Source organism: Klenkia sesuvii, from assembly GCF_037083825.1.
GTDB lineage: Bacteria > Actinomycetota > Actinomycetes > Mycobacteriales > Geodermatophilaceae > Klenkia > Klenkia sesuvii.
Map to the genome: position 1 here is coordinate 43,772 of NZ_JBAPLU010000013.1, position 19,543 is coordinate 63,314.

A 19,543-nucleotide genomic window follows, 5' to 3' on the forward strand; every position below is an offset into this window, starting at 1 on the left:
CGGCGGGGAGCGCGCTGGGTGCCGTACCTGCTAGGGGCTCAGGTGATGCGCGGGTTGTCGGGCAGCTCGAGGTCGGGCTTGTCCAGCTCCTCGACGTTGACGTCCTTGAACGTCACCACCCGCACGTTCTTCACGAACCGGGCCGGGCGGTACATGTCCCACACCCAGGCGTCGGAGAGCTTCAGCTCGAAGAACACCTCGCCGCCGGCCTCCCGCACTTGCAGGTCGACCGAGTTGGCCAGGTAGAACCGCCGCTCGGTCTCCACCACGTAGGAGAACTGCCGGACGATGTCCTTGTACTCCCGGTAGAGCTGCAGCTCCATCTCGGTCTCGTACTTCTCGAGGTCCTCGGTGCTCATCGCAGACTCTCCACGGGCGTCGGGGACTGGTGCACCGGACCATCATCGTCCATGGCGGGGCGACCGCCGCGCGCGGCGTGCGCGTCGCGGGCCCGCGCCACGTTGACGAAGCGGTGCCGGTGCTCCGGGCACGGGCCGAAGCGGTCCAGCGCCCGGGTGTGCAGGTCGGTGATGTACCCCTTGTGCACGTCGAACTCGTAGTGCGGGAACCGGTGGTGCAGGTCGACCATCATGCGGTCGCGGGTGACCTTGGCCAGCACCGAGGCCGCGGCCACGCAGGCGGCCACCCGGTCCCCCTTCCAGACAGCCAGCGTGGGCTGCGCCAGCCCGCTCACCGGGAACCCGTCGGTGAGGACGTAGTCGGGCGTGACCGCCAGGGTGCCCACCGCGCGGCGGAGCGCCTCGATGTTCGTGACGTGCATGCCGCGCTCGTCGAGCTCGGGGACGTCGACCACGACGACGGACCAGGCCACCGCCCGCTGCACCACCTCGGCGTACACCCGTTCGCGGGCCGCCGCGGTGAGCAGCTTGGAGTCGGCCAACCCCGGCACCCGGCCCCGGCGTCCGGCCGGCAGGATGCACGCGGCCGCGACGAGCGGCCCGGCGCAGGCCCCGCGACCGGCCTCGTCGGCCCCGGCCACGGCGGCGAAGCCACGACGGCGCAGGGAGCCCTCCATCGACCAGAGGGCGTCGGGGGGACGGGGTGGGGCGGCCATCGCCGTCCGAGCCTACGACGGCACGAGCCGGCCCCCGGGTGACGGGGACCGGCTCGGGTCGGTGGGGGTGCGGCCGGGGCGCCGAGGAGGCGGACGCCCCGACCGCACGAGTCCTGGTGGTCGCTGCCGGGCTCAGACGGTGGCGTCCTCGGTCAGGCGCTCGGTCTCGCGCTGGGGCCCGGCGGCGTGGCCGTGGGAGCAGGTGCAGGTGCCACCGCCGTTGCGGGCCGACAGGACGAGGGAGACCGCGTGCGCCCGGTCCCGGGCACCCAGCTTGCGCAGGATGGCCTTGACGTGGCTCTTGACGGTGTCCTCGGAGATGAACAGGTTGCGGCCGATGGCCCGGTTGCTCTGGCCCTGGATCAGCTCGTCGAGGACGTCGGACTCGCGACGGGTGAGCGGCACCGAGGGGGTGAGCTCCTTGGCCACCGGGACCTCGCTGGGCTCGACGCGGCGGATCTGGGGGTCCACGACCGTCCGACCGGCGCGGGCGGCCAGCACCGACCAGCCGAGCAGGGTGGGCGAGGTGTTCATGAGCAGGTAGCCGCGGACACCGGCGGCCAGGGCCTCGTTCACCACGGCCGGGTCCTCGGAGGTGGCCAGGGCGACGATGGCGACGCGGGGGTAGCGGCGGCGCAGGTCGCGGCACACGTTGAGGGTGGCGGCGCGGCCGGAGCCCAGCTCGACGACGACGGCGTCGGGGCGGGCGGACTCGACCAGGGTCAGGGCCCGGCGCAGCTCGCCGGGGACGCCGACGGCCTGCATGCCGGCGGTCTCGTTGATCATGCTGACCAGGCCGCGGCGCAGGACCGGGGCGTCAGCGAGCAGCAGAACGCGGGTGACGCCGCGGGTCGTTCCGGCCGGGGAGCTGGACATTGCACTTCCTCGTTTCGGTGTCGGTGGCTTGCACACCATTCATCGACTCACCCGAGGGAGTGCTTGAACACTTTGTGGTGATTTCTTCGCGCACCACCAGAATCGCGTGCGCCATTCCCGGAATGGCGGGTCGGCTCAGCGCCGGCGGCGCCGGGCCGAGACGGCGCCCGCCCCGGCCAGGCCGATGAGCAACGGCGCGGCAGCCACGACGTCGGCCTGCAGCCCGGCGACCCCGGCGCCCTCGGCCTGCTGGGGCTGGATGTCGGGGCTGTCCAGGAACGTGAAGCGGCTGAAGGGCCACACGATGACCGAGGCCTTGCCGATGACGTCGTCGACGCCGATCGTGCCCGCGTACTGGTCGCCGACGTGCGAGCGGGAGTCGGCCGAGGCCGACCGGTGGTCGCCCATCACCCAGAGCCGGCCCTGGGGCACCGTGACCGGGCCGAAGGTGCGCGACTCGATCGGGGTGTTCTGGTAGATGTAGGGCTCGTCGAGCGGTTCCCCGTCGACGGTGACGCGGCCCTCGGCGTCGCAGCACTGCACGGTCTGCCCGCCGGTGGCGATGACCCGCTTGACGTAGTCGTCCTCGCTGGGCGGGGCCACCCCGATCGCGCGGCCCAGGAACAGCGCCGCCTCGGAGAACCAGTTGTCGGGCTCGGCGACCTCGACCTCGGGGGTCCACGTGTCGGGTCCCTGGAAGACGACGACGTCGCCGGGCTCGGGGTCGCCGAACCAGTAGGGCGGCTTGGTGACCAGCACCCGGTCGCCGGTGCAGCCGGTGCAGCCGTGCAGGGTCTGCTCCATCGACCCCGAGGGGATGAAGAAGGCCTGCACGAGGAAGGTCTTGACCAGCAGGGCGAGCACGAAGGCCACGACCAGCAGCACCGGCAGCTCGCGCAGCAACGAGCTCTTCTTCTGCTCCTCGCGGTCGCGCCGGCGGGCGCGCCGGGAGAACCGGCCCACGCGCACCTCGTCCTGGCCGCCCTCGGCCCGGTGACCGGCGGTCTCGTCGTCGGCGGGCCCCGTCGGCCGGTCGGTGCTCATCGCCGGTCAGCGTACGGTCCGCGCCGTTCACCTCCCCCCCGGGGGTGGTGCCTGAGTGCTGGGTCAGCGGGCGACGGCCTCGCGGACCTCGCGCTTCTCCTTGATCTTGGCGGCCTTGCCGCGCAGGTCGCGGAGGTAGTACAGCTTGGCCCGGCGGACGTCACCGCGGGTCAGCACCTCGATCTTCTCCACGACGGGGGTGTGCACCGGGAAGGTGCGCTCCACGCCGACGCCGAAGCTGACCTTGCGGACGGTGAAGGTCTCGCGCAGGCCGCCGCCCTGACGACGCAGGATGACGCCCTGGAAGACCTGGATGCGCGAGCGGCTGCCCTCGATGACCCGCACGTGCACCTTCACGGTGTCCCCGGGGCGGAAGTCGGGGATGTCGTCGCGCAGCGACTCGGCGTCGAGGGCGTCCAGGGTGTTCATCGCAGCTGTCCTCAGTCCTAGCGGTGTCTGTACTCGGGCTGCCCGCGGCCCGGGGGGCGCAGCGGTGCCCCGGACGGTGGCCGGGGAGCCGCGCTCGGTGCAGAGCGGCAGCAGCAGTCCTCTACTCTGCCACATCCGCGGGCAGCGCGGCGCAGCGGCCCTGTGACGTCAGCCGTCCACCATGCGCGGCGGACCCGTCCACGGGCCGGCCAGCAGGTCGACGAGCAGGTCGGCCAGCTCCCGCGGGGCGAAGCGCTCGGTCGAGGACGCGACCTGCGCGGCGGACCACCACCGGTGCGGCTCGTCGGCGAGCACCTCCAGCTCGGTGCGGCCGGCGACGTCGACGACGTGCTCGACGTCCCGCAGCACGAAGAAGGTCTCGCGGCTGTCGACCAGCCGGCCGCCGAACTCGCCGACGTACCGCCGGAACCACACCGGGCCCTCGAGCTCGGCGGGGTCGACCACCAGGCCGGTCTCCTCGGCCAGCTCCCGGACGGCGGCCGCCCGCAGGGACTCCCCGTCCTCCACCCCACCGCCGGGGGTGTACCACCACTGGACGTCACCCGGGGCGACGTCGGGGGCGGTCAACCGCCCGCCGAACAGCAGGAGACGACCGGCGGGGTCCAGCACCAGGACCCGGGCCGTGGGCCGGACCCAGGCGCTCGCGCCCCCGGGCACGGCGGTCATGCGTCGGCGTCCAGGGCGGCCCGGTCGGCGGCGGTCAGCTGCACCCCTGCGAGCAGGTCGGGACGGCGGTCGGCGGTGCGCCGGACCGACTCCGCGCGGCGCCACCGCGCGATCGCCGCGTGGTCGCCCGACAGCAGCACCGGCGGGACGTCGTGGCCGCGCCAGGACGCCGGTCGGGTGTAGGAGGGCCCCTCCAGCAGGCCGTCGGCGTGCGAGTCGAACTCCACGGACTCGGCGTTGCCGACGACCCCCGGGATGAGCCGGGTGACCGCCTCCACCATCACCAGGACGGCGGACTCGCCGCCGGCGAGCACGTAGTCGCCGATGCTGACCTCCGACACCGGGCCGTGCGCGGCGGCGTCGTCGGCCACCCGCTGGTCGATGCCCTCGTACCGCCCGCAGGCGAAGACCAGCCCCGGCTCGGTGGCCCACTGGGCGGCGACGGTCTGGGTGAACGGTCGGCCGGCGGGCGTGGGCACGACCAGCCGGGTGCCCGGACGCCGCACCTCGGCCAGCGCCCGGCCCCACGGCTCGGGCCGCATGACCATCCCCGGCCCGCCTCCGTAGGGGCTGTCGTCGACCGTGCGGTGCACGTCGTCGGTCCAGGTCCGCAGGTCGTGCACGCCGATCTCGACCAGGCCCTTGGCCGCGGCCTTGCCCAGCAGGGCCTGGCCCAGCGGCGCCAGGTACTCGGGGAAGATCGTGAGGACGTCGATCCTCACAGCTCGAGCAACCCCTCGGGCGGGGTGATCACGAGGTGGCCGGCGGCGAGGTCGACGGTGGGCACGATCGCCGTCACGAACGGCACCAGCAGGTCGTGGGTACCCGGGCGGCGGACGACCAGCAGCTCGGCGGCGTCGTGCCGGACGGCCGACACGGCGCCCACGACGGTGCCGTCGGCGAGGCGGACCTCCAGCCCGATGAGCTGGTGGTCGTAGAAGGAGTCGTCGTCGAGCTCGGGGAGGTCGGCGACCTCGACCACGAGCATCGTGTTGCGCAGCTCGTCGGCGGCCTGCCGGTCGGTGACGCCCTCCAGGCGCAGCAGCAGGGTGCCCGAGTGCCACTTCGCCGACTCGACGGTCAGCGGTCCGCGGTCGGCCGGCTCGGTCGCCAGCACGGCCCCGGGGACGAACCGGCGGTCGGGGTCGTCGGTGCGCACCTCGACGGTCACCTCACCACGAACACCGTGGGGTCGGCCGATGCGGCCGACCACCACGGTGTCGGGAGGGGTGCCCTGCGGGCGCGGGTTCGCGCTCAGCGCCCGTCGGTGTCGACGACGTCGACCCGCAGGCCGCGTCCGCCGACCCCGGTCATGACCTGGCGCAGCGCCTTGGCGGTGCGCCCGCCGCGGCCGATGACCTTGCCGAGGTCCTCGGGGTGCACCCGGACCTCCAGCGTCTTGCCGCGGCGACCCTCGACCAGGTCGACGGCGACGTCGTCGGGGTTGTCGACGATGCCCTTGACCAGGTGCTCGAGCGCCTCTTCGAGCACTGGTTACTCGGCAGCCGTCTTGCCGGCGGAGCCGTCGGCAGGGGCGTCCTCGGCGAGCTTGGACTCGGCCTCGGGGGTGGCGTCGGCCTTGACCGCGGCCTTCTTCTTCGGGGTGGTGGCCCCGGCGGCCGGCTCGTCGGCGGCGGCGCGGGCGGCCTCCTCGTAGGCGGCCTTCTTGTCGGGCTTGGGGGCCGCGACCTTCATCGGCTCGGGGGCCGGCTCGCCCTTGAACTTCTGCCAGTCACCGGTGACGCGCAGGATGGCGGCCACGGCCTCGGTCGGCTGGGCGCCGACACCGAGCCAGTAGGCGGCGCGCTCGGCGTCGACCTCGATGTAGGAGGGGTCCTCCTTGGGGTGGTACTTGCCGATGGTCTCGATGGACCGGCCGTCGCGCTTGGTGCGGGCGTCGGCGACGACGATGCGGTAGTAGGGCGCGCGCATCTTGCCGAGACGCATGAGCTTGATCTTGGTGGCCACGGTGGGTGGTGTACTCCTCGTACGAGTTCTCGGGGTGCCCGCCCCTGCATGCGCGTGGGGGTACGCCGGGGGCGGTGCGGCTGGACACGGGCCACGACGGTGAGAGGGCCGCCGGCAGCGCGTGTTCGACCGCTCATCATGCCAGACGTCGGGAGGACGCCGAATGCTGCTCCAACACGTCGAGCTGTGGGTGCCCGACCCGGCCCCGTCCAGAGGCTCGCGGCGAGCCTGCGAGTCGTGAGGAGGACGGGGTCCTTCCGCTCGCGTTCCACGTCACGGACCTCGACGCACTGGTCCGGCCAGCCCCAGGACACGGGTGGCGACTGATGTTCCCTGACCGGCACCCGTTCGCCGGCGGCCCCGACCACCGCGCCGCCTACCTCGAGGACGCCGACGGCTACGAGGTCGAGCTCGTCGAGCGGGGCGGCTGACCAGGCACACCCCGCGGCCGGGTGCGCGCGTGTGCCGCTCACCTCGGCCGCTGACCCGAACGGGCGCGCAGCCGCTCCCCCGCTGCGCGCCCGTCCTCGTCGACCGGACCGGCAACCCGCCTGGGCGCGCACTCAAGCAGTGGGTGCGCGCCCGGGCCAGGCAGACCTAGCCGCGGACCTCGGCGAGGACGGCGGCGGCCGCACCCTCGACCGGGATGTCGCGCCGGTCGCCGGTCGCCCGGTCGCGCAGCTCCAGCACGCCCTCGGCCAGCCCGCGGCCGACGGTGACGATGGTCGGCATCCCGAGCAGCTCGGCGTCCTTGAACTTCACGCCGGGGCTGACCTTGGGTCGGTCGTCGTAGAGCACGGTGAGCCCGGCGGCGACCAGCTCTCCGGCCAGGGCCTCGGCCGCGGTGAACACCGCGGCGTCCTTGCCGGTGGCGACCAGGTGCACGTCGGCCGGGGCGACCTCGCGCGGCCAGACCAGGCCCAGCTCGTCGTGGGTGGACTCGGCGATCGCGGCCACGGCGCGGGAGACCCCGATGCCGTAGGAGCCCATGGTGACCGTGACGAGCTTGCCGTTCTCGTCGAGCACCTTCAGGTCCAGCGCCTCGGCGTACTTGCGGCCGAGCTGGAACACGTGGCCCATCTCCACCCCGCGGGCCAGCTCGAGCGGGCCCGAGCCGTCGGGGGCGGGGTCACCGGCGCGCACCTCGGCGGCCTCGATGGTCCCGTCCCAGGTGAAGTCGCGGCCGGCCACGAGGTCGAAGACGTGCCTGCCGGGCTCGTCGGCCCCGGTGACCCAGCGGGTGCCGGGCACGACGCGGGGGTCGACCAGGTAGCGGATGCCCGAGGCCGACTCCTCCCCCAGCACCCGCGGCCCGATGTAGCCCTTCACCAGCGCGGGGTGCGCGGCGAAGTCGGTGAACGGCTCGACCTCGGCCGGGGCGACCTGCGCCTCGAGCCGCTTGGTGTCGACCTCGCGGTCCCCGGGCAGCCCGATGACCAGCGGCTCGGCCGACCCGTCGGGGTGCCGCAGCTGGACGACGACGTTCTTCAGCGTGGAGGCGGCCGTGTACCCGGCGTCGGGGAACAGCTCGGTCGCGACGGCGACGAGCGTCTCGATGGTCGGGGTGTCGGGGGTGTCCTCGACGTGCGCGGCCGGCAGCCCCTCGAGCGGGATCGCGTCGGGGACGACGGTGGTGACCGCCTCGACGTTGGCCGCGTACCCGCCGGCCGAGCGGACGAAGGTGTCCTCGCCGATCGGTGTGGGGTGCAGGAACTCCTCGGACTTCGACCCACCCATGGCCCCGGAGGTGGCCGACACGATGACGTACTCGAGCGCGAGCCGGTCGAAGACCTTGGTGTAGGCCTCGCGGTGGGCGGCGTAGGAGCGCTCGAGCCCGGCGTCGTCGACGTCGAAGGAGTAGCTGTCCTTCATCACGAACTCGCGACCGCGGAACAGCCCGGCCCGGGGCCGCGCCTCGTCCCGGTACTTGGTCTGGATCTGGTAGATCGACAGCGGCAGGTCCTTGTAGGACCCGTAGAGGTCCTTCACCAGGAGCGTGAACATCTCCTCGTGGGTGGGGCCGAGCAGGTAGTCGACGCCGCGGCGGTCCTGCAGCCGGAAGAGGTTGGGGCCGTACTCGGTCCACCGGTTGGTGGTCTCGTAGGGCTCGCGGGGCAGCAGCGCCGGGAAGTGCACCTCCTGCGCGCCCATCGCGTCCATCTCCTCGCGGACGACGCGCTCGACGTTGCGGTACACCCGCCAGCCCAGCGGCAGCCAGGTGAACCCACCCGGCGCGGCGCGGCGGATGTACCCGCCCCGCACCAGCAACCGGTGGCTGGGGACCTCGGCGTCGGCCGGGTCGTCGCGCAGGGTGCGCAGGAACAGGGTGGACATCCGCAACAGCACGACACCAGTCTCCCAGCCGCCGCCGAACGGTTTCCCTACAGGTAGCGCTCCAGCACGGCCGCCGCCGCGCGGAGCTCGTCGGCGGCGTCCCCGGCCCCGGTGGCGTCCAGCTGGTCGGCCGCGGCCAGCCGCTCGTCCCGCTCGGCCCGCACGACGGCGCGGACGTCGTCCTCGGTGAGCTCCCGCCACGACGTCGCCCACGGGTGCACCGTAGGCACGATGGCGCCCTGCCCCTCCCGCAGCAGCTGTCGCCGTCCCTCCTCCTGCGCCGCGCGGCGGCCGACGACGTCCCCGCCCTGGTTGCGCTGCTGACCGACGACCCGCTGGGTCGTAGCCGCGAGACGACCGACCTCGGTCCCTACCGCGCCGCGTTCGCCGAGGTGGACGCCGACCCCGCGCACCTGCTGGTCGTCGCCGAGTCGGTCGGCGAGGTGGTGGGGACCCTGCAGCTGTCGGTCCTCCCGTCGCTGGCGCGGCTGGGTGCGCGGCGGGCGCAGCTCGAGGCGGTCCGGGTGCACCGGGACCACCGCGGTGCCGGGGTGGGCTCGGCGCTGGTCCGGTGGGCCGTGGCGGAGGCCGGACGACGAGGGTGCCGGCTGGTCCAGCTGACCAGCGACCTGCGCCGCCCGGAGGCGCACGATCGACCTCGGGAGTTGATCATCGGCAGGTGGCTGCGCGACACGCGGGTGCCGGCAACCATCGGGCGATGATCAACCGCGGGAGGGAAGGGCCTCAGCGGGAGGGGGTGACCACGCGGCCGCGGAGGAGGGTGAGCTGCGGTGCCGCCAGGGCATCGAGGTCCTGGCGGGGGTCCCGGTCGTAGACGACCAGGTCGGCTGGAGCCCCCTCCACCAGGCCGGGCAGGCCGAGCCACTCCCGCGCCGCCCACGAGCCGGCGGCGAGGGCGGCCTCCCGGGGCAGACCGGCGGCGTGCAGCGCCCGGATCTCCTCCGCGATCGTGCCGTGGTCGATGCCGCCCCCGGCGTCGGTGCCGGCGAACACCGGCACCCCCGCCTCGTGCGCGGCCCGGACCACCGCCCCGGACGACGCGTACAGCCGACGCATCGTGGAGGCGTAGGACGGGAACTTCTTCTCCCCCGCCGCGGCGAAGCCGGGGAAGTTCTCCACGTTCACCAGCGTGGGGACGACGGCGGTGCCGCGCGCGGCCATCTCCCCGATCAGCTCCTCGGTCAGCCCGGTGCCGTGCTCCACGCAGTCGATGCCGGCGCGGATGAGCCCGGGCAGCGCGTCGGTGCCGAAGGTGTGCGCGGTGACCCGGGCGCCCTCGGCGTGCGCGGCGGCGATCGCGTCGGCCAGCACGTCGTCGGGCCACAGCGGGCCCAGGTCGCCGGCGCCGCGGTCGATCCAGTCGCCCACCAGCTTGACCCAGCCGTCACCGCGGCGGGCCTGGGTGCGCACCTCGTCGGCCAGCGACGCCGGTTCGACCTCGACCGCCAAGCCGGGGATGTAGCGCCGCTCGCGCGCGACGTGCCGACCCGCGCGCAGGATCCGCGGCAGGTCGGGGTCGTCGTCCAGGGCCCGGGTGTCCACCGGCGAGCCGCAGTCGCGCAGCAGCAGCACCCCGGCGTCCCGCTCGACCAGGGCCTGCTCCCGGGCCGCGGCGAGGTCCTCGACGTGACCACCGCCGCGCGCGATGCCGACGTGGCAGTGCGCGTCGACCAGGCCCGGCAGCACGAACCCGCCCCGGGAGACGGTCTCTGCGCCCGGCACGGGGTCCAAGGTGATCCGCCCGTCACGCACCCACAGGTCACGGGTCCCGCCCTCGGGCAGCAGCACCCCCGAGAGGTGCACGGCTCAGCGGTCCTTGAACTGGCTGAAGTCGAGCTTGGAGAGGTCGGGCATGGCCTGGCCCGGCGGCAACCCGGGGATGCCGCCGTGCTGGCCCCCACCCACCCCGCCGGGCGGCATGCCCGGCCCGCCGCCGATCTGCCGGCGCGCGGGCTTCTTGCCCTTCTTGCCGCCCTTGCGCGCGACGGCCTGCTGCTGGCGCCCGCGGGCCTTCTTCGACATGGGGCCCAGGCCCGGCATGCCCATCGAGCCGGCCATCTGGCCCATCATCTTCTGGGCCTGGGCGAAGCGCTCCAGCAGCGCGTTGACCTCGGTGACGGTGACGCCGGAGCCGTTGGCGATGCGCACCTTGCGCGACGAGTTGATGATCTTGGTGTTGACCCGCTCGGTCGGGGTCATGGACCGGATGATCGCCGCGGTGCGGTCGAGGTCGCGGTCGTCGATGTTCTTGATCTGCTCCTTCATCTGCCCGGCCCCGGGCAGCATGCCGAGCAGGTTGGCGATCGGCCCCATCTTGCGGATGGCCATCATCTGCTCGAGGAAGTCCTCGAGGGTGAAGCCGTCGCGGCTGGCCAGCTTGCCGGCCATCTTCTCGGCCTGGTCGGCGTCGAAGGCCTGCTCGGCCTGCTCGATGAGGGTGAGGACGTCGCCCATGCCGAGGATGCGCGAGGCCATGCGCTCGGGGTGGAAGACGTCGAAGTCGGCCAGCTTCTCGCCGGTCGAGGCGAACATGATCGGCTGTCCGGTCACGCCACGGACCGACAGCGCGGCACCACCGCGGGCGTCGCCGTCGAGCTTGGTCAGCACGACGCCGGAGAAGCCGACGCCCTCGGAGAACGCGATCGCCGTGGTGACGGCGTCCTGGCCGATCATCGCGTCGACGACGAACAAGGTCTCGTCGGGCTGCACGGCGTCGCGGATGCCGGCGGCCTGGGCCATCAGCTCGGCGTCGATGCCCAGCCGGCCGGCGGTGTCGACGACGACCACGTCGTGCATGGTGCGGCGGGCGTGCTCGATCGACTCGCGGGCGACCTGGACCGGGTCGCCGACGCCGTTGCCCGGCTGCGGGGCGTAGACGTCGACCCCGGCCTGCCCGGCGACGATGGAGAGCTGGTTGACCGCGTTGGGCCGCTGCAGATCGCAGGCCACGAGCAGCGGGGTGTGGCCCTGGCCCTTGAGCCAGCGGCCGAGCTTGCCGGCCAGCGTCGTCTTCCCGGCGCCCTGCAGACCGGCCAGCATGATGACCGTCGGTGAGGACTTGGCGTAGCGGATGCGCCGGGTCTCCCCGCCGAGGACGCCGATGAGCTCCTCGTTGACGATCTTGATGATCTGCTGGGCGGGGTTCAGCGCCTGGCTGACCTCGGCCCCGCGGGCCCGCTCCTTGACCGCGCCGATGAACTCGCGCACGACCGGCAGCGCGACGTCGGCCTCCAGCAGCGCGATGCGGATCTCGCGCGCGGTGGCGTCGATGTCGGCCTCGGAGAGGCGGCCCTTGCCGCGCAGCCCGGTGAAGACCTTGTCGAGCCGGTCGGAGAGGGTCTCGAACACAACACGTCCTCAGCAGCGGTGGATCAGCGGGCTCCCCAGGGTATCCGGGCTCAGCGCGGCACCGGGTCGGGCGCCGTGCCCGAGGCCGCCGCCAGCAGCGCGCGCTCGGTCCGCTCGCGCTGGCCGGCGTCCACCGGTGTGCCCGTCGGGTCGGCCAGGTAGAAGGCGTCGACGGCGTCGGCCCCCAGCGTCTCCACCGTCGCGGCCCGGACGTCGAGGCCCTCGGCGGCCAGCGCCGCGGTCAGCCGGTGCAGCAGCCCGGCGCGGTCGGTGGCCCGCACCTCGACCAGCGTGCTCGCCGCACCGGTCGCCTCGGCGTCGAACCAGGCGACCCGCGGTGGCGCGCCGCGGACGCCGTCCTGGCTGTAGTCCCGCTCGCGCTGGGCCAGGCGCTCGGCCAGGGGCAGGGTGCCCTCGAGAGCGGCGCGGACGCCGTCGGCCAGGATCTCGGGCACCGGCACCCGCCCGAAGCGCGGCCGGACGGCGAACACCGACGTGGCGTGGCCGCCCTCGACGGTCACCCTCGCGGCGCGCACGTCGAGCTGGTTGAGCGCCAGCACGCCGGCGCAGAGGCTGAACAGGCCGGGCCGGTCGGGCGCGCCGAAGGTGACCTGCTGCCCGTCGGCGACGTCGGCCACGCCGACCGTGACCGGCCGGGTGGGCCCGGGGATCTCGGGCGCGGGCGCGACCACCTGCGGGTCGCTGGGTGCCAGCACGGGCTCGGGCTCGGCGGTGGACCCCAGGCGGGCGGCCACGCGACCGACGAGGGCGGCCACCAGGTGCGCCTTCCACGGCGACCACGCGGCGCTGGAGGTGGCTGCGCCGTCGGCCTGGGCCAGGGCGTGCAGCAGGTGCAGCAGCTGGGGGTCGCCACCGAGGGTGTCCACCACGCGGTCGATGGTGGCCGGGTCGTCGAGGTCGCGGTGGGTGGCGACGTCGGGCAGCACGAGGTGGTGGCGCACCATCGCGGCCAGCACGGCGACGTCGGCGGGGCCGAAGCCCATGCGCGCGGCCACCTCCGTCATGACCACCGCCCCCACCTCGGAGTGGTCGCCGGGCCAGCCCTTGCCGATGTCGTGCAGCAGCGAGCCGACCAGCAGCAGGTCGGGCCGGTCGACGTCGCGGGTGAGCTCCGCTGCGGCCGCGGCGGCCTCCACCAGGTGCCGGTCGACGGTGAACCGGTGCCAGGGGTGGCGCTGGGGCAGCGACCGCACCCGGTCCCACTCGGGCAGCATGCGGGTGAGCAGGCCCTCCTGGTCGAGCTGCTCGAGCACCGGGACGGCGCTGCGGCCGGTGGCCAGCAGCCGCAGGAACGACCAGCGGACCTCGGCCGGCCACGGCTCGGGCAGCGCCGGGGAGTGCGCGCTGAGCACCTTGAGCGTGTAGGGCGAGAGGACCAGGTCGGCGTGCGCGGCCGCGGCCGCCCCGCGCAGGACCAGCCCGGGGTCGGCGGCCGGGCGGGCGTCGCGGGCCAGCACCACCTCGTCGCCGTGGCGCACGAGGCCCTCGGCGAGCGGCTCGCGACGCACGCGCCGGTACCGGGCCCGCGGTCGGCGCACCAGGGCGGCGTCGACGCGCCGCCACGCCTCGTCGGCGACGAACGCCAGGCGACGTCCGGCCAGGCTGACCCGCCGCAGCAGGACGTCGTCGTCGGGCAGCCCGAGGGTGGTGGCGATGCCCGGCTGCTCCTGGCGCACGAGGACGTCGGTGGCCCGCCGGGTGCGGCGGCGCAGCTCGTCGCGGACGTCGACCAGGAAGCGGTAGGCGTCCTCGGCGTCGGCCGGTGGGGCGTCCACCAGCTGGGCGGCGGACAGGGCCCGCAGCACCTGCCCCTCGCGCAGGCCGCCGTAGGCCTCCTTGAGGTCGGGCTCGAGCAGGAAGCCCAGCTCGCCGACGCTGCGGATGCGACCCCTGCGCAGGTCGCGCAGCTCGGGCAGCAGCCGGCCGGCCGACGCCCGCCAGGCGCCCAGGGTCGCGGTCCGCAGCTCGGCGGCGAGCTCGGCGTCACCGGCCACCGGACGCGCGTCCAGCAGTCCCAGGCCGGCCTTCACGTCGGTGCCGGCGACCTGCACGGCCTCGCCGACCGTGCGCACCGAGTGGTCGAGCTTGTGGCCGGCGTCCCAGATCGGGTACCAGAGCGCGTTGGCGAGCTCGGCCACCCCGGGCCGGCCGTCGTGCACGAGCACGAGGTCCAGGTCGCCGTGGGGGGGCGGCTCACCGCGACCGAGGCTGCCCACGGCCACCAGCGCCACCCCGGCGCCGGACGCCGGGTCGGGCTGGCCGCGGCGCCCGGCCGCCGGCGGGGCCGCAGCGAGGGCGGCGTCCAGCAACCCGGTGAGCCAGCCGTCGAGCGCGGCCACCCGCTCGGCGCGGGGCAGCGCGGCCAGGTCCCCCGGGGACGGGGCGGGGACGGCGGGCGCGGGGACGGCATCGGCCACGGGGCACCTCTCACGATGACGAGCGCACGGCAGCGGGCGGGACGACGACGGCCGGGGCGGTGGGGGTCCACCACCCCGGCCGACGCCGGTGGAACGTGCGGGCTAGAGGGCGTCGGCCCCGCGCTCGCCGGTGCGGACCCGCACGATCTCGTCGATCGTGGTGACCCAGACCTTGCCGTCGCCGATCTGGCCGGTGGAGGCGGACTCCACCACGGCGTCGACCACGCGGGCCGCGTCGTGCTCGCCGACGACGACCTCGATGCGCACCTTGGGCACGAAGTCCACCTGGTACTCGGCGCCCCGGTAGACCTCGGTGTGCCCGCGCTGCCGGCCGAAGCCCTGCACCTCGCTGACGGTGAGCCCGGCGATGCCGATCAGCTCCAGGGCGTTCTTGACGTCGTCGAGCTTGAACGGCTTGACGATCGCGGTGACCAGCTTCATCAGTGGGAACCCTCCACGGTCTTGGCGGTGGTGGCCTGGTGCAGGGCGGAGCCGCTGCCGCCGCTCAGGCTGGTGAGGTCGTACCCGGACTCGGCGTGCACGACGGTGTCGATCCCGGCGACCTCGTCCTCCTCGGTGATGCGGAAGCCCATGGTCTTCTGGATCACGATCCCGATCACGTAGGTGAGGACGAAGGAGAAGACCAGCACCGCGACCGCCCCGACGACCTGGCGCCAGAGCTGGTCGACACCGCCACCGTAGAACAGGCCGTCGACCCCGGCCGCGGCCGCGTCGGTGGCGAGGAAGCCGACGGCGATGGTGCCCCACAGCCCGCCGACCAGGTGCACGCCGACCACGTCGAGGGAGTCGTCGTAGCCGAAGCGGTACTTCAGGCCGACGGCCAGCGCGCAGAGCACACCGGCCACGACGCCCAGGATGATGGCGCCGATCGGCGAGACCGCCGAGCAGGACGGGGTGATGGCGACCAGGCCGGCCACCGCACCGGAGGCCCCGCCCAGCGAGGTGGAGTGGCCGTCGCGGATCTTCTCGGTCAGCAGCCAGCCGAGGATGGCCGCGCCGGTGGCGACCAGCGTGTTGACCCAGACCAGGCTGGCCGCCTCGTTCGCGCCCAGGGCCGAGCCGGCGTTGAACCCGAACCAGCCGAACCACAGCAGGCCGGCGCCCAGCATGACCAGGGGCAGGTTGTGCGGCCGCATGGCCTCGCGACCGAAGCCGCGACGCTTGCCGAGCACCAGCGCGAGAGCCAGGCCCGCGGCACCGGCGTTGATGTGCACCGCGGTGCCACCGGCGAAGTCGATGGCCGCGAGCTGGTTGGCGATCCAACCCCCGGTGACGCCGAGGTCCTCGTTGTCGAAGGCGAAGACCCAGTGCGCAACCGGGAAGTAGACGATGGTCGCCCAGACGCCGGCGAAGACCATCCAGGCACCGAACTTCGCCCGGTCGGCGATGGCACCGGAGATGAGCGCGACGGTGATGATGGCGAAGACCGCCTGGAACCCGACGAAGGCCATGTCGGGCAACCCGTTGGTCACGGTGTCGAACAGGCCCTCCAGGCCGAGGTACTCGGTCGGGTCGCCCAGCAGGCCACCGCCGACGTCGTTGCCGAAGGCGACGGAGTAGCCGTAGAGGACCCACAGGACGCTGATCAGGGCCAGCGCGCCGAAGCTCATCATCATCATGTTGAGGACGCTCTTGGCGCGGACCATGCCGCCGTAGAAGAGCGCCAGGCCCGGGGTCATCAGCAGCACGAGGGCCGCGCTGGTGAGGATCCAGGCAGTGTTGCCGGTGTCGACCACGGCATCTCCTGATTCGGGTCGTCGGCCATCGGCCGCGTCGGGGGGTGTGCCGATACGGTGCCGATCCTGTGTTTCGGGGGGCTGCCCGCACGTGTTTCGCCCCCGTGAACTCCCGCCTGCGTGTCGGGCAGGCGTGTTGCGCTGGTGTTGCACGGATGGTCGGCCGCCCTGATGCCAGATCTGTGCACATGCCAACTCCTCGCACTAAGGTCCGGCCGTGACCACCACCGCACCCGCACCCGTCGTCCCGGCGCAGGGGTTCAGCCGGCGCGACCGTCGCAGCATCGCCACGATGGCCGCGGTCGTCGTCGGCCTGCACGTGCTGGGCTGGGGCGTCCTGGTGCTGGCCGTCGCGCCGCAGCGGCTGGACCTCGGCAGCGCGGGTGTGCTGGGCGTCGGGGTCGGCCTCACCGCCTACCTGCTCGGGGTGCGGCACGCCTTCGACGCCGACCACATCGCGGTCATCGACAACACCACCCGCAAGCTGGTCGGCGACGGGACGCCCGCCGTGAGCACCGGGTTCTGGTTCTCCCTCGGCCACTCCAGCGTCGTGCTGGTCGCCGGCGTCCTGCTGGCCGTGGGCGTGCAGTCGGTCGCCGGTGTCATCCAGGACGGCGACTCCTCCGCGGCGTCCGTGCTCGGCCTGGTCGGCACCCTGGTCGCCGGCGCCTTCCTGCTGGTCATCGGCGCGATGAACCTCGTCGCCGTCGTCGGCATCGCCAAGGTGCTGCGCGGCATGCGCTCGGGCGAGCTGGACGAGGCTCAGCTCGAGCACCACCTGCACAACCGCGGGTTCATGGCCCGGGTGCTGGGCCGGGCCACCCGCCGGGTCTCCAGGCCCTGGCACCTCTACCCGGTGGGCCTGCTGATGGGCCTGGGCTTCGACACCGCCACCCAGGTCGGGCTGCTGGTGCTCATCGCCGGCTCGGCGGCCTTCGTGCTGCCCTGGTACGCCATCGTCGTCCTGCCGGTGCTGTTCATGGCCGGGATGAGCCTGTTCGACACCGCCGACGGCGTCCTGATGACCCGCGCCTACGGCTGGGCCCTGGTGAAGCCCGTGCGCAAGGTCTTCTACAACCTCACCGTCACGGTGCTGTCGGTGACGGTGGCCCTCGGCGTCGGCTCCCTGGTGCTCGTCGGCCTGCTCGTCGAGCGGTTCGGGATCACCTCGGGCCCGCTGGCCTGGCTGGCCTCGTGGGACCTGGACTACGTCGGCTTCGGCATCGTGGGGCTCTTCGTGGTCACCTGGGGCGTGGCCCTGGCCGTCTGGCGGTACGGCCGGGTCGAGGAGCGCTACTCGGCCTGAGCGGCTACTCGCCCGGACCGACGAGGGCCTCGGCGAACGCCCGGGGCTCGAAGGGGGCCAGGTCGTCGGCGCCCTCCCCCAGCCCGACCAGCTTCACCGGGATGCCGAGCTCGCGCTGCACCGCGACCACGATGCCGCCCTTGGCGGTGCCGTCGAGCTTGGTGAGCACCACCCCGGTGACCGCGACGGCCTCGGTGAACACCCGGGCCTGCACGACGCCGTTCTGCCCGGTGGTCGCGTCGAGCACCAGCAGCACCTCGTCGACCGGGCTCTGCTTCTCCACCACCCGCTTGACCTTGCCCAGCTCGTCCATGAGCCCGCTCTTGGTGTGCAGCCGGCCGGCGGTGTCCACCAGGACGGCGTCGACACCGGCCGCGCGACCGGTCTTGACCGCCTCGAACGCCACCGACGCCGGGTCCCCGCCCTCGGCGCCGCGCACCGTGGGCACGCCCACGCGCTCGCCCCAGGTCTCCAGCTGGTCGGCCGCGGCCGCGCGGAACGTGTCGGCCGCGCCGAGCAGCACGCTGCGCCCGTCGCCCACAAGCACCCGGGCAATCTTCCCGCAGGTGGTGGTCTTGCCGGCCCCGTTCACGCCCACGACGAGCACGACCGCCGGGCGGTCGAGGTCGTGGTCGGTGGCCAGCGTGCGGTCGAGGTCGGGCCCCAGGACGGCGGCCAGCTCGGTGACCAGCAGTTCCCGCAGCGCACCGGCGTCCCCGGTGGCCAGCACCATCGACCGGGTGCGCAGCCGCTGCACGATCTGGGTGGTCGCCGCGACGCCGACGTCGGCGGCCAGGAGGGTCTCCTCGACCTCCTCCCAGTCGTCCTCGGTCAGCTTCTCGCGCGAGAGCACCGACAGCAGGCCGCGGCCCAGCGACGACTGCGACCGGGCCAACCGGCCGCGCAACCGCACCAGGCGACCGGCCGAGGGCGGCGGGGTCTCGAAGGTCAGCCCCGGCTCGGGCTCGGCCGGGGGGAGGTCCAGCGGCGGGACAGCGACGTCCTCGGTCCCCACCGGCGGGACGGTCAGCGGCGGCGCCGTCGGGGGCACCTCGTCCGTGGGTCGGGTCAGGGTGCCGGCGCCCCGGCCCAGCGACTGCGCGGTGTCGTCGTCCAGGCGGGTGGTGCGTCGGCCGCGGCCGACGAGCAGGCCGACCCCGACCAGCAGCGCGACGACGACGATCGCGACGGCGATGATCACGAACTCCATGCGGCCCAGTCTCCCAGCCCGCGCCGGGCGCCACCCGCCGCGGTGGACGACGCCGTCGTCGTGGTCCGGGCCCCGTACCGGGACCCGGACCCAGGTGCTGGACGCCGTGCTGGACGCCGAGCTGGCCCGACCTCTACCCGAGCACGTCCCGCCACGAGTGCTGCGGCTCGTAGCCCAGCAGCTGGCGGGCCTTGTCGATGGAGTAGAACGTCTCGTCCGGGCCCATCGGACGGCGCTGCTCGACCCCGGCGTAGAACCGCTGCCGCACCTCGTCGGTGGTGACCGCGACCGACATGTCGGCGTTGGCCACGTTGAACACCTCGTAGCCCAGGCCGTCGGTGGTCAGGCAGCGCTGCACCATCTGCCCCAGGTCGCGGGTGTCGATGTAGGCGAACAGGTTGCGCCGACGCAGCGCCGGGTCCTCCAGGAACGCGGGGAACAGCTGCTCGTACTCGTGCGGCTCGATGACGTTGTTGATCCGCAGCCCGTAGACGTCGGCGCCGCTGCGGGCCTGGAACGAACGCGCGGTGGTCTCACCGGCCACCTTGCTCATCGCGTAGGAGTCCTCGGGCACGGTCGGGTGATCCTCGTCGACCGGGACGTAGAGCGGCTTCCGTTCCCCCTGCGCGAAGCAGACCCCGTAGGTGGTCTCCGAGGAGGCGAACACCACCTTCGGGACGCCCAGCCGGGTGGCCGCCTCCAGCACGTTGTAGGTGCTCAGCACGTTCGTGGCGTAGGTGGTCGCGTCGGGTGCGATCAGGATGGCCGGGATCGCGGCGAAGTGGACGACGGCGTCGTAGGCGGGCACGGCCGGGCCCTCCAGCTCCGCCGGGCGGGCAGCTCCGGCGAGCGCCGAGTACGTCTGGCCCAGGTCGGTGAGGTCCACACGCAGGTCGGCGATCCCGTCGTGGCCCAGGGGGGTCAGGTCGGCGTTGGTGACCTCGTGGCCCTGCTCGGCGAGGTGGGGGGCGACGTGGTGGCCGGCCTTGCCGCTGCCGCCGGTGAAGAAGATGCGCATGCCCGCCATGCAACCCGGCCCGGCGCCGTCCC

General features: G+C 73.9%; 21 protein-coding genes. 2 read left to right on the forward strand and 19 right to left on the reverse strand.

The features are described from left to right. Positions 1-38 precede the first annotated feature (38 nt). From TEK04_RS13520 to TEK04_RS13575, 12 genes are all read right to left on the reverse strand, one after another. Positions 39-359, reverse strand: coding sequence for a DUF2469 domain-containing protein (locus TEK04_RS13520; protein ID WP_092805495.1), 321 nt, complete (start codon positions 357-359; stop codon positions 39-41). Continuing rightward, positions 356-1,075: a ribonuclease HII gene (locus tag TEK04_RS13525; RefSeq protein WP_336404870.1), complete on the reverse strand. Its 720-nt coding sequence runs from the start codon at positions 1,073-1,075 to the stop codon at positions 356-358. Before TEK04_RS13525 ends, TEK04_RS13520 begins: the two co-directional genes overlap by 4 nt. A 132-nt stretch (positions 1,076-1,207) precedes the next feature. Further along, entirely contained in the window at positions 1,208-1,951 is a 744-nt protein-coding gene (locus tag TEK04_RS13530) for a LuxR C-terminal-related transcriptional regulator (RefSeq protein ID WP_336404871.1), read from the reverse strand. A 135-nt stretch (positions 1,952-2,086) separates the two neighbouring features. Continuing rightward, the gene (gene lepB, locus TEK04_RS13535) at positions 2,087-2,995 is read right to left on the reverse strand and encodes a signal peptidase I (RefSeq protein WP_336404872.1); all 909 of its coding nucleotides are present in this window, start codon (positions 2,993-2,995) and stop codon (positions 2,087-2,089) included. A 63-nt stretch (positions 2,996-3,058) separates the two neighbouring features. Then, complete coding sequence (gene rplS, locus TEK04_RS13540) at positions 3,059-3,424, reverse strand: 50S ribosomal protein L19 (protein WP_336404873.1); 366 nt, start codon at positions 3,422-3,424, stop codon at positions 3,059-3,061. 168 nt (positions 3,425-3,592) lie between these two features. Next, positions 3,593-4,111: an NUDIX hydrolase gene (locus tag TEK04_RS13545; RefSeq protein WP_336404874.1), complete on the reverse strand. Its 519-nt coding sequence runs from the start codon at positions 4,109-4,111 to the stop codon at positions 3,593-3,595. After that, positions 4,108-4,833 (reverse strand): tRNA (guanosine(37)-N1)-methyltransferase TrmD, encoded by a 726-nt coding sequence (gene trmD, locus TEK04_RS13550; protein ID WP_336404875.1) that lies wholly within the window; start codon positions 4,831-4,833, stop codon positions 4,108-4,110. The genes TEK04_RS13545 and trmD overlap by 4 nt, the downstream gene beginning before the upstream one ends. Then, positions 4,830-5,327: a ribosome maturation factor RimM gene (gene rimM, locus TEK04_RS13555; protein ID WP_336404876.1), complete on the reverse strand. Its 498-nt coding sequence runs from the start codon at positions 5,325-5,327 to the stop codon at positions 4,830-4,832. The genes trmD and rimM overlap by 4 nt, the downstream gene beginning before the upstream one ends. A 38-nt stretch (positions 5,328-5,365) precedes the next feature. Then, on the reverse strand, positions 5,366-5,602 hold the full coding sequence (locus TEK04_RS13560) for an RNA-binding protein (RefSeq protein WP_092805481.1): 237 nt from the start codon (positions 5,600-5,602) through the stop codon (positions 5,366-5,368). Positions 5,603-5,605: 3 nt separating this feature from the next. Then, a complete protein-coding gene (gene rpsP, locus TEK04_RS13565) occupies positions 5,606-6,079 on the reverse strand; it encodes a 30S ribosomal protein S16 (protein ID WP_336404877.1) in 474 nt (157 codons plus the stop codon). A gap of 597 nt (positions 6,080-6,676) precedes the next feature. Beyond that, a complete protein-coding gene (locus TEK04_RS13570) occupies positions 6,677-8,425 on the reverse strand; it encodes a proline--tRNA ligase (protein ID WP_336404878.1) in 1,749 nt (582 codons plus the stop codon). Positions 8,426-8,460: 35 nt separating this feature from the next. Further along, the gene (locus tag TEK04_RS13575; RefSeq protein WP_336404879.1) at positions 8,461-8,634 is read right to left on the reverse strand and encodes a hypothetical protein; all 174 of its coding nucleotides are present in this window, start codon (positions 8,632-8,634) and stop codon (positions 8,461-8,463) included. Here TEK04_RS13575 and TEK04_RS13580 point away from each other — a divergent pair. Next, positions 8,629-9,135 (forward strand): GNAT family N-acetyltransferase, encoded by a 507-nt coding sequence (locus TEK04_RS13580; protein ID WP_336404880.1) that lies wholly within the window; start codon positions 8,629-8,631, stop codon positions 9,133-9,135. The genes TEK04_RS13575 and TEK04_RS13580 overlap by 6 nt on opposite strands. 22 nt (positions 9,136-9,157) lie before the next feature. Here TEK04_RS13580 and TEK04_RS13585 read toward each other — a convergent pair whose 3' ends face one another. The 5 genes from TEK04_RS13585 to TEK04_RS13605 form a co-directional block, all read right to left on the reverse strand. Continuing rightward, positions 9,158-10,237, reverse strand: a complete 1,080-nt coding sequence (locus tag TEK04_RS13585) for an amidohydrolase family protein (RefSeq protein WP_336404881.1) — start codon at positions 10,235-10,237, stop codon at positions 9,158-9,160. 3 nt (positions 10,238-10,240) lie between these two features. After that, on the reverse strand, positions 10,241-11,782 hold the full coding sequence (ffh, locus tag TEK04_RS13590; protein WP_336404882.1) for a signal recognition particle protein: 1,542 nt from the start codon (positions 11,780-11,782) through the stop codon (positions 10,241-10,243). Between the two features lie 50 nt (positions 11,783-11,832). Beyond that, the gene (locus tag TEK04_RS13595) at positions 11,833-14,220 is read right to left on the reverse strand and encodes a [protein-PII] uridylyltransferase (RefSeq protein ID WP_336404883.1); all 2,388 of its coding nucleotides are present in this window, start codon (positions 14,218-14,220) and stop codon (positions 11,833-11,835) included. Positions 14,221-14,322: 102 nt separating this feature from the next. Then, on the reverse strand, positions 14,323-14,661 hold the full coding sequence (locus tag TEK04_RS13600) for a P-II family nitrogen regulator (protein ID WP_336404884.1): 339 nt from the start codon (positions 14,659-14,661) through the stop codon (positions 14,323-14,325). Continuing rightward, positions 14,661-15,977: an ammonium transporter gene (locus TEK04_RS13605; RefSeq protein WP_336404885.1), complete on the reverse strand. Its 1,317-nt coding sequence runs from the start codon at positions 15,975-15,977 to the stop codon at positions 14,661-14,663. Before TEK04_RS13605 ends, TEK04_RS13600 begins: the two co-directional genes overlap by 1 nt. Positions 15,978-16,194: 217 nt before the next feature. Here TEK04_RS13605 and nicT point away from each other — a divergent pair, with 217 nt between their 5' ends. Further along, on the forward strand, positions 16,195-17,283 hold the full coding sequence (gene nicT, locus TEK04_RS13610) for a Nickel transporter NicT (protein ID WP_336404886.1): 1,089 nt from the start codon (positions 16,195-16,197) through the stop codon (positions 17,281-17,283). Between the two features lie 4 nt (positions 17,284-17,287). Here the strand turns inward: nicT and ftsY are convergent, their stop codons facing one another. Both ftsY and TEK04_RS13620 read right to left on the reverse strand, forming a co-directional pair. Beyond that, on the reverse strand, positions 17,288-18,493 hold the full coding sequence (gene ftsY, locus TEK04_RS13615; protein WP_336404887.1) for a signal recognition particle-docking protein FtsY: 1,206 nt from the start codon (positions 18,491-18,493) through the stop codon (positions 17,288-17,290). Between the two features lie 133 nt (positions 18,494-18,626). Further along, positions 18,627-19,511, reverse strand: a complete 885-nt coding sequence (locus TEK04_RS13620) for an NAD-dependent epimerase/dehydratase family protein (RefSeq protein WP_336404888.1) — start codon at positions 19,509-19,511, stop codon at positions 18,627-18,629. Between the last annotated feature and the right edge of the window lie 32 nt (positions 19,512-19,543).

Coding starts and splice junctions, on each gene's coding strand:
- TEK04_RS13520 (WP_092805495.1), bottom strand. CDS start 359: ATGAGCACCGAGGACCTCGAGAAGTACGAGACCGAGATGGAGCTGCAG.
- TEK04_RS13525 (WP_336404870.1), bottom strand. CDS start 1,075: ATGGCCGCCCCACCCCGTCCCCCCGACGCCCTCTGGTCGATGGAGGGC.
- TEK04_RS13530 (WP_336404871.1), bottom strand. CDS start 1,951: ATGTCCAGCTCCCCGGCCGGAACGACCCGCGGCGTCACCCGCGTTCTG.
- lepB (WP_336404872.1), bottom strand. CDS start 2,995: ATGAGCACCGACCGGCCGACGGGGCCCGCCGACGACGAGACCGCCGGT.
- rplS (WP_336404873.1), bottom strand. CDS start 3,424: ATGAACACCCTGGACGCCCTCGACGCCGAGTCGCTGCGCGACGACATC.
- TEK04_RS13545 (WP_336404874.1), bottom strand. CDS start 4,111: ATGACCGCCGTGCCCGGGGGCGCGAGCGCCTGGGTCCGGCCCACGGCC.
- TEK04_RS13600 (WP_336404884.1), bottom strand. CDS start 14,661: ATGAAGCTGGTCACCGCGATCGTCAAGCCGTTCAAGCTCGACGACGTC.
- ftsY (WP_336404887.1), bottom strand. CDS start 18,493: ATGGAGTTCGTGATCATCGCCGTCGCGATCGTCGTCGTCGCGCTGCTG.
- TEK04_RS13620 (WP_336404888.1), bottom strand. CDS start 19,511: ATGCGCATCTTCTTCACCGGCGGCAGCGGCAAGGCCGGCCACCACGTC.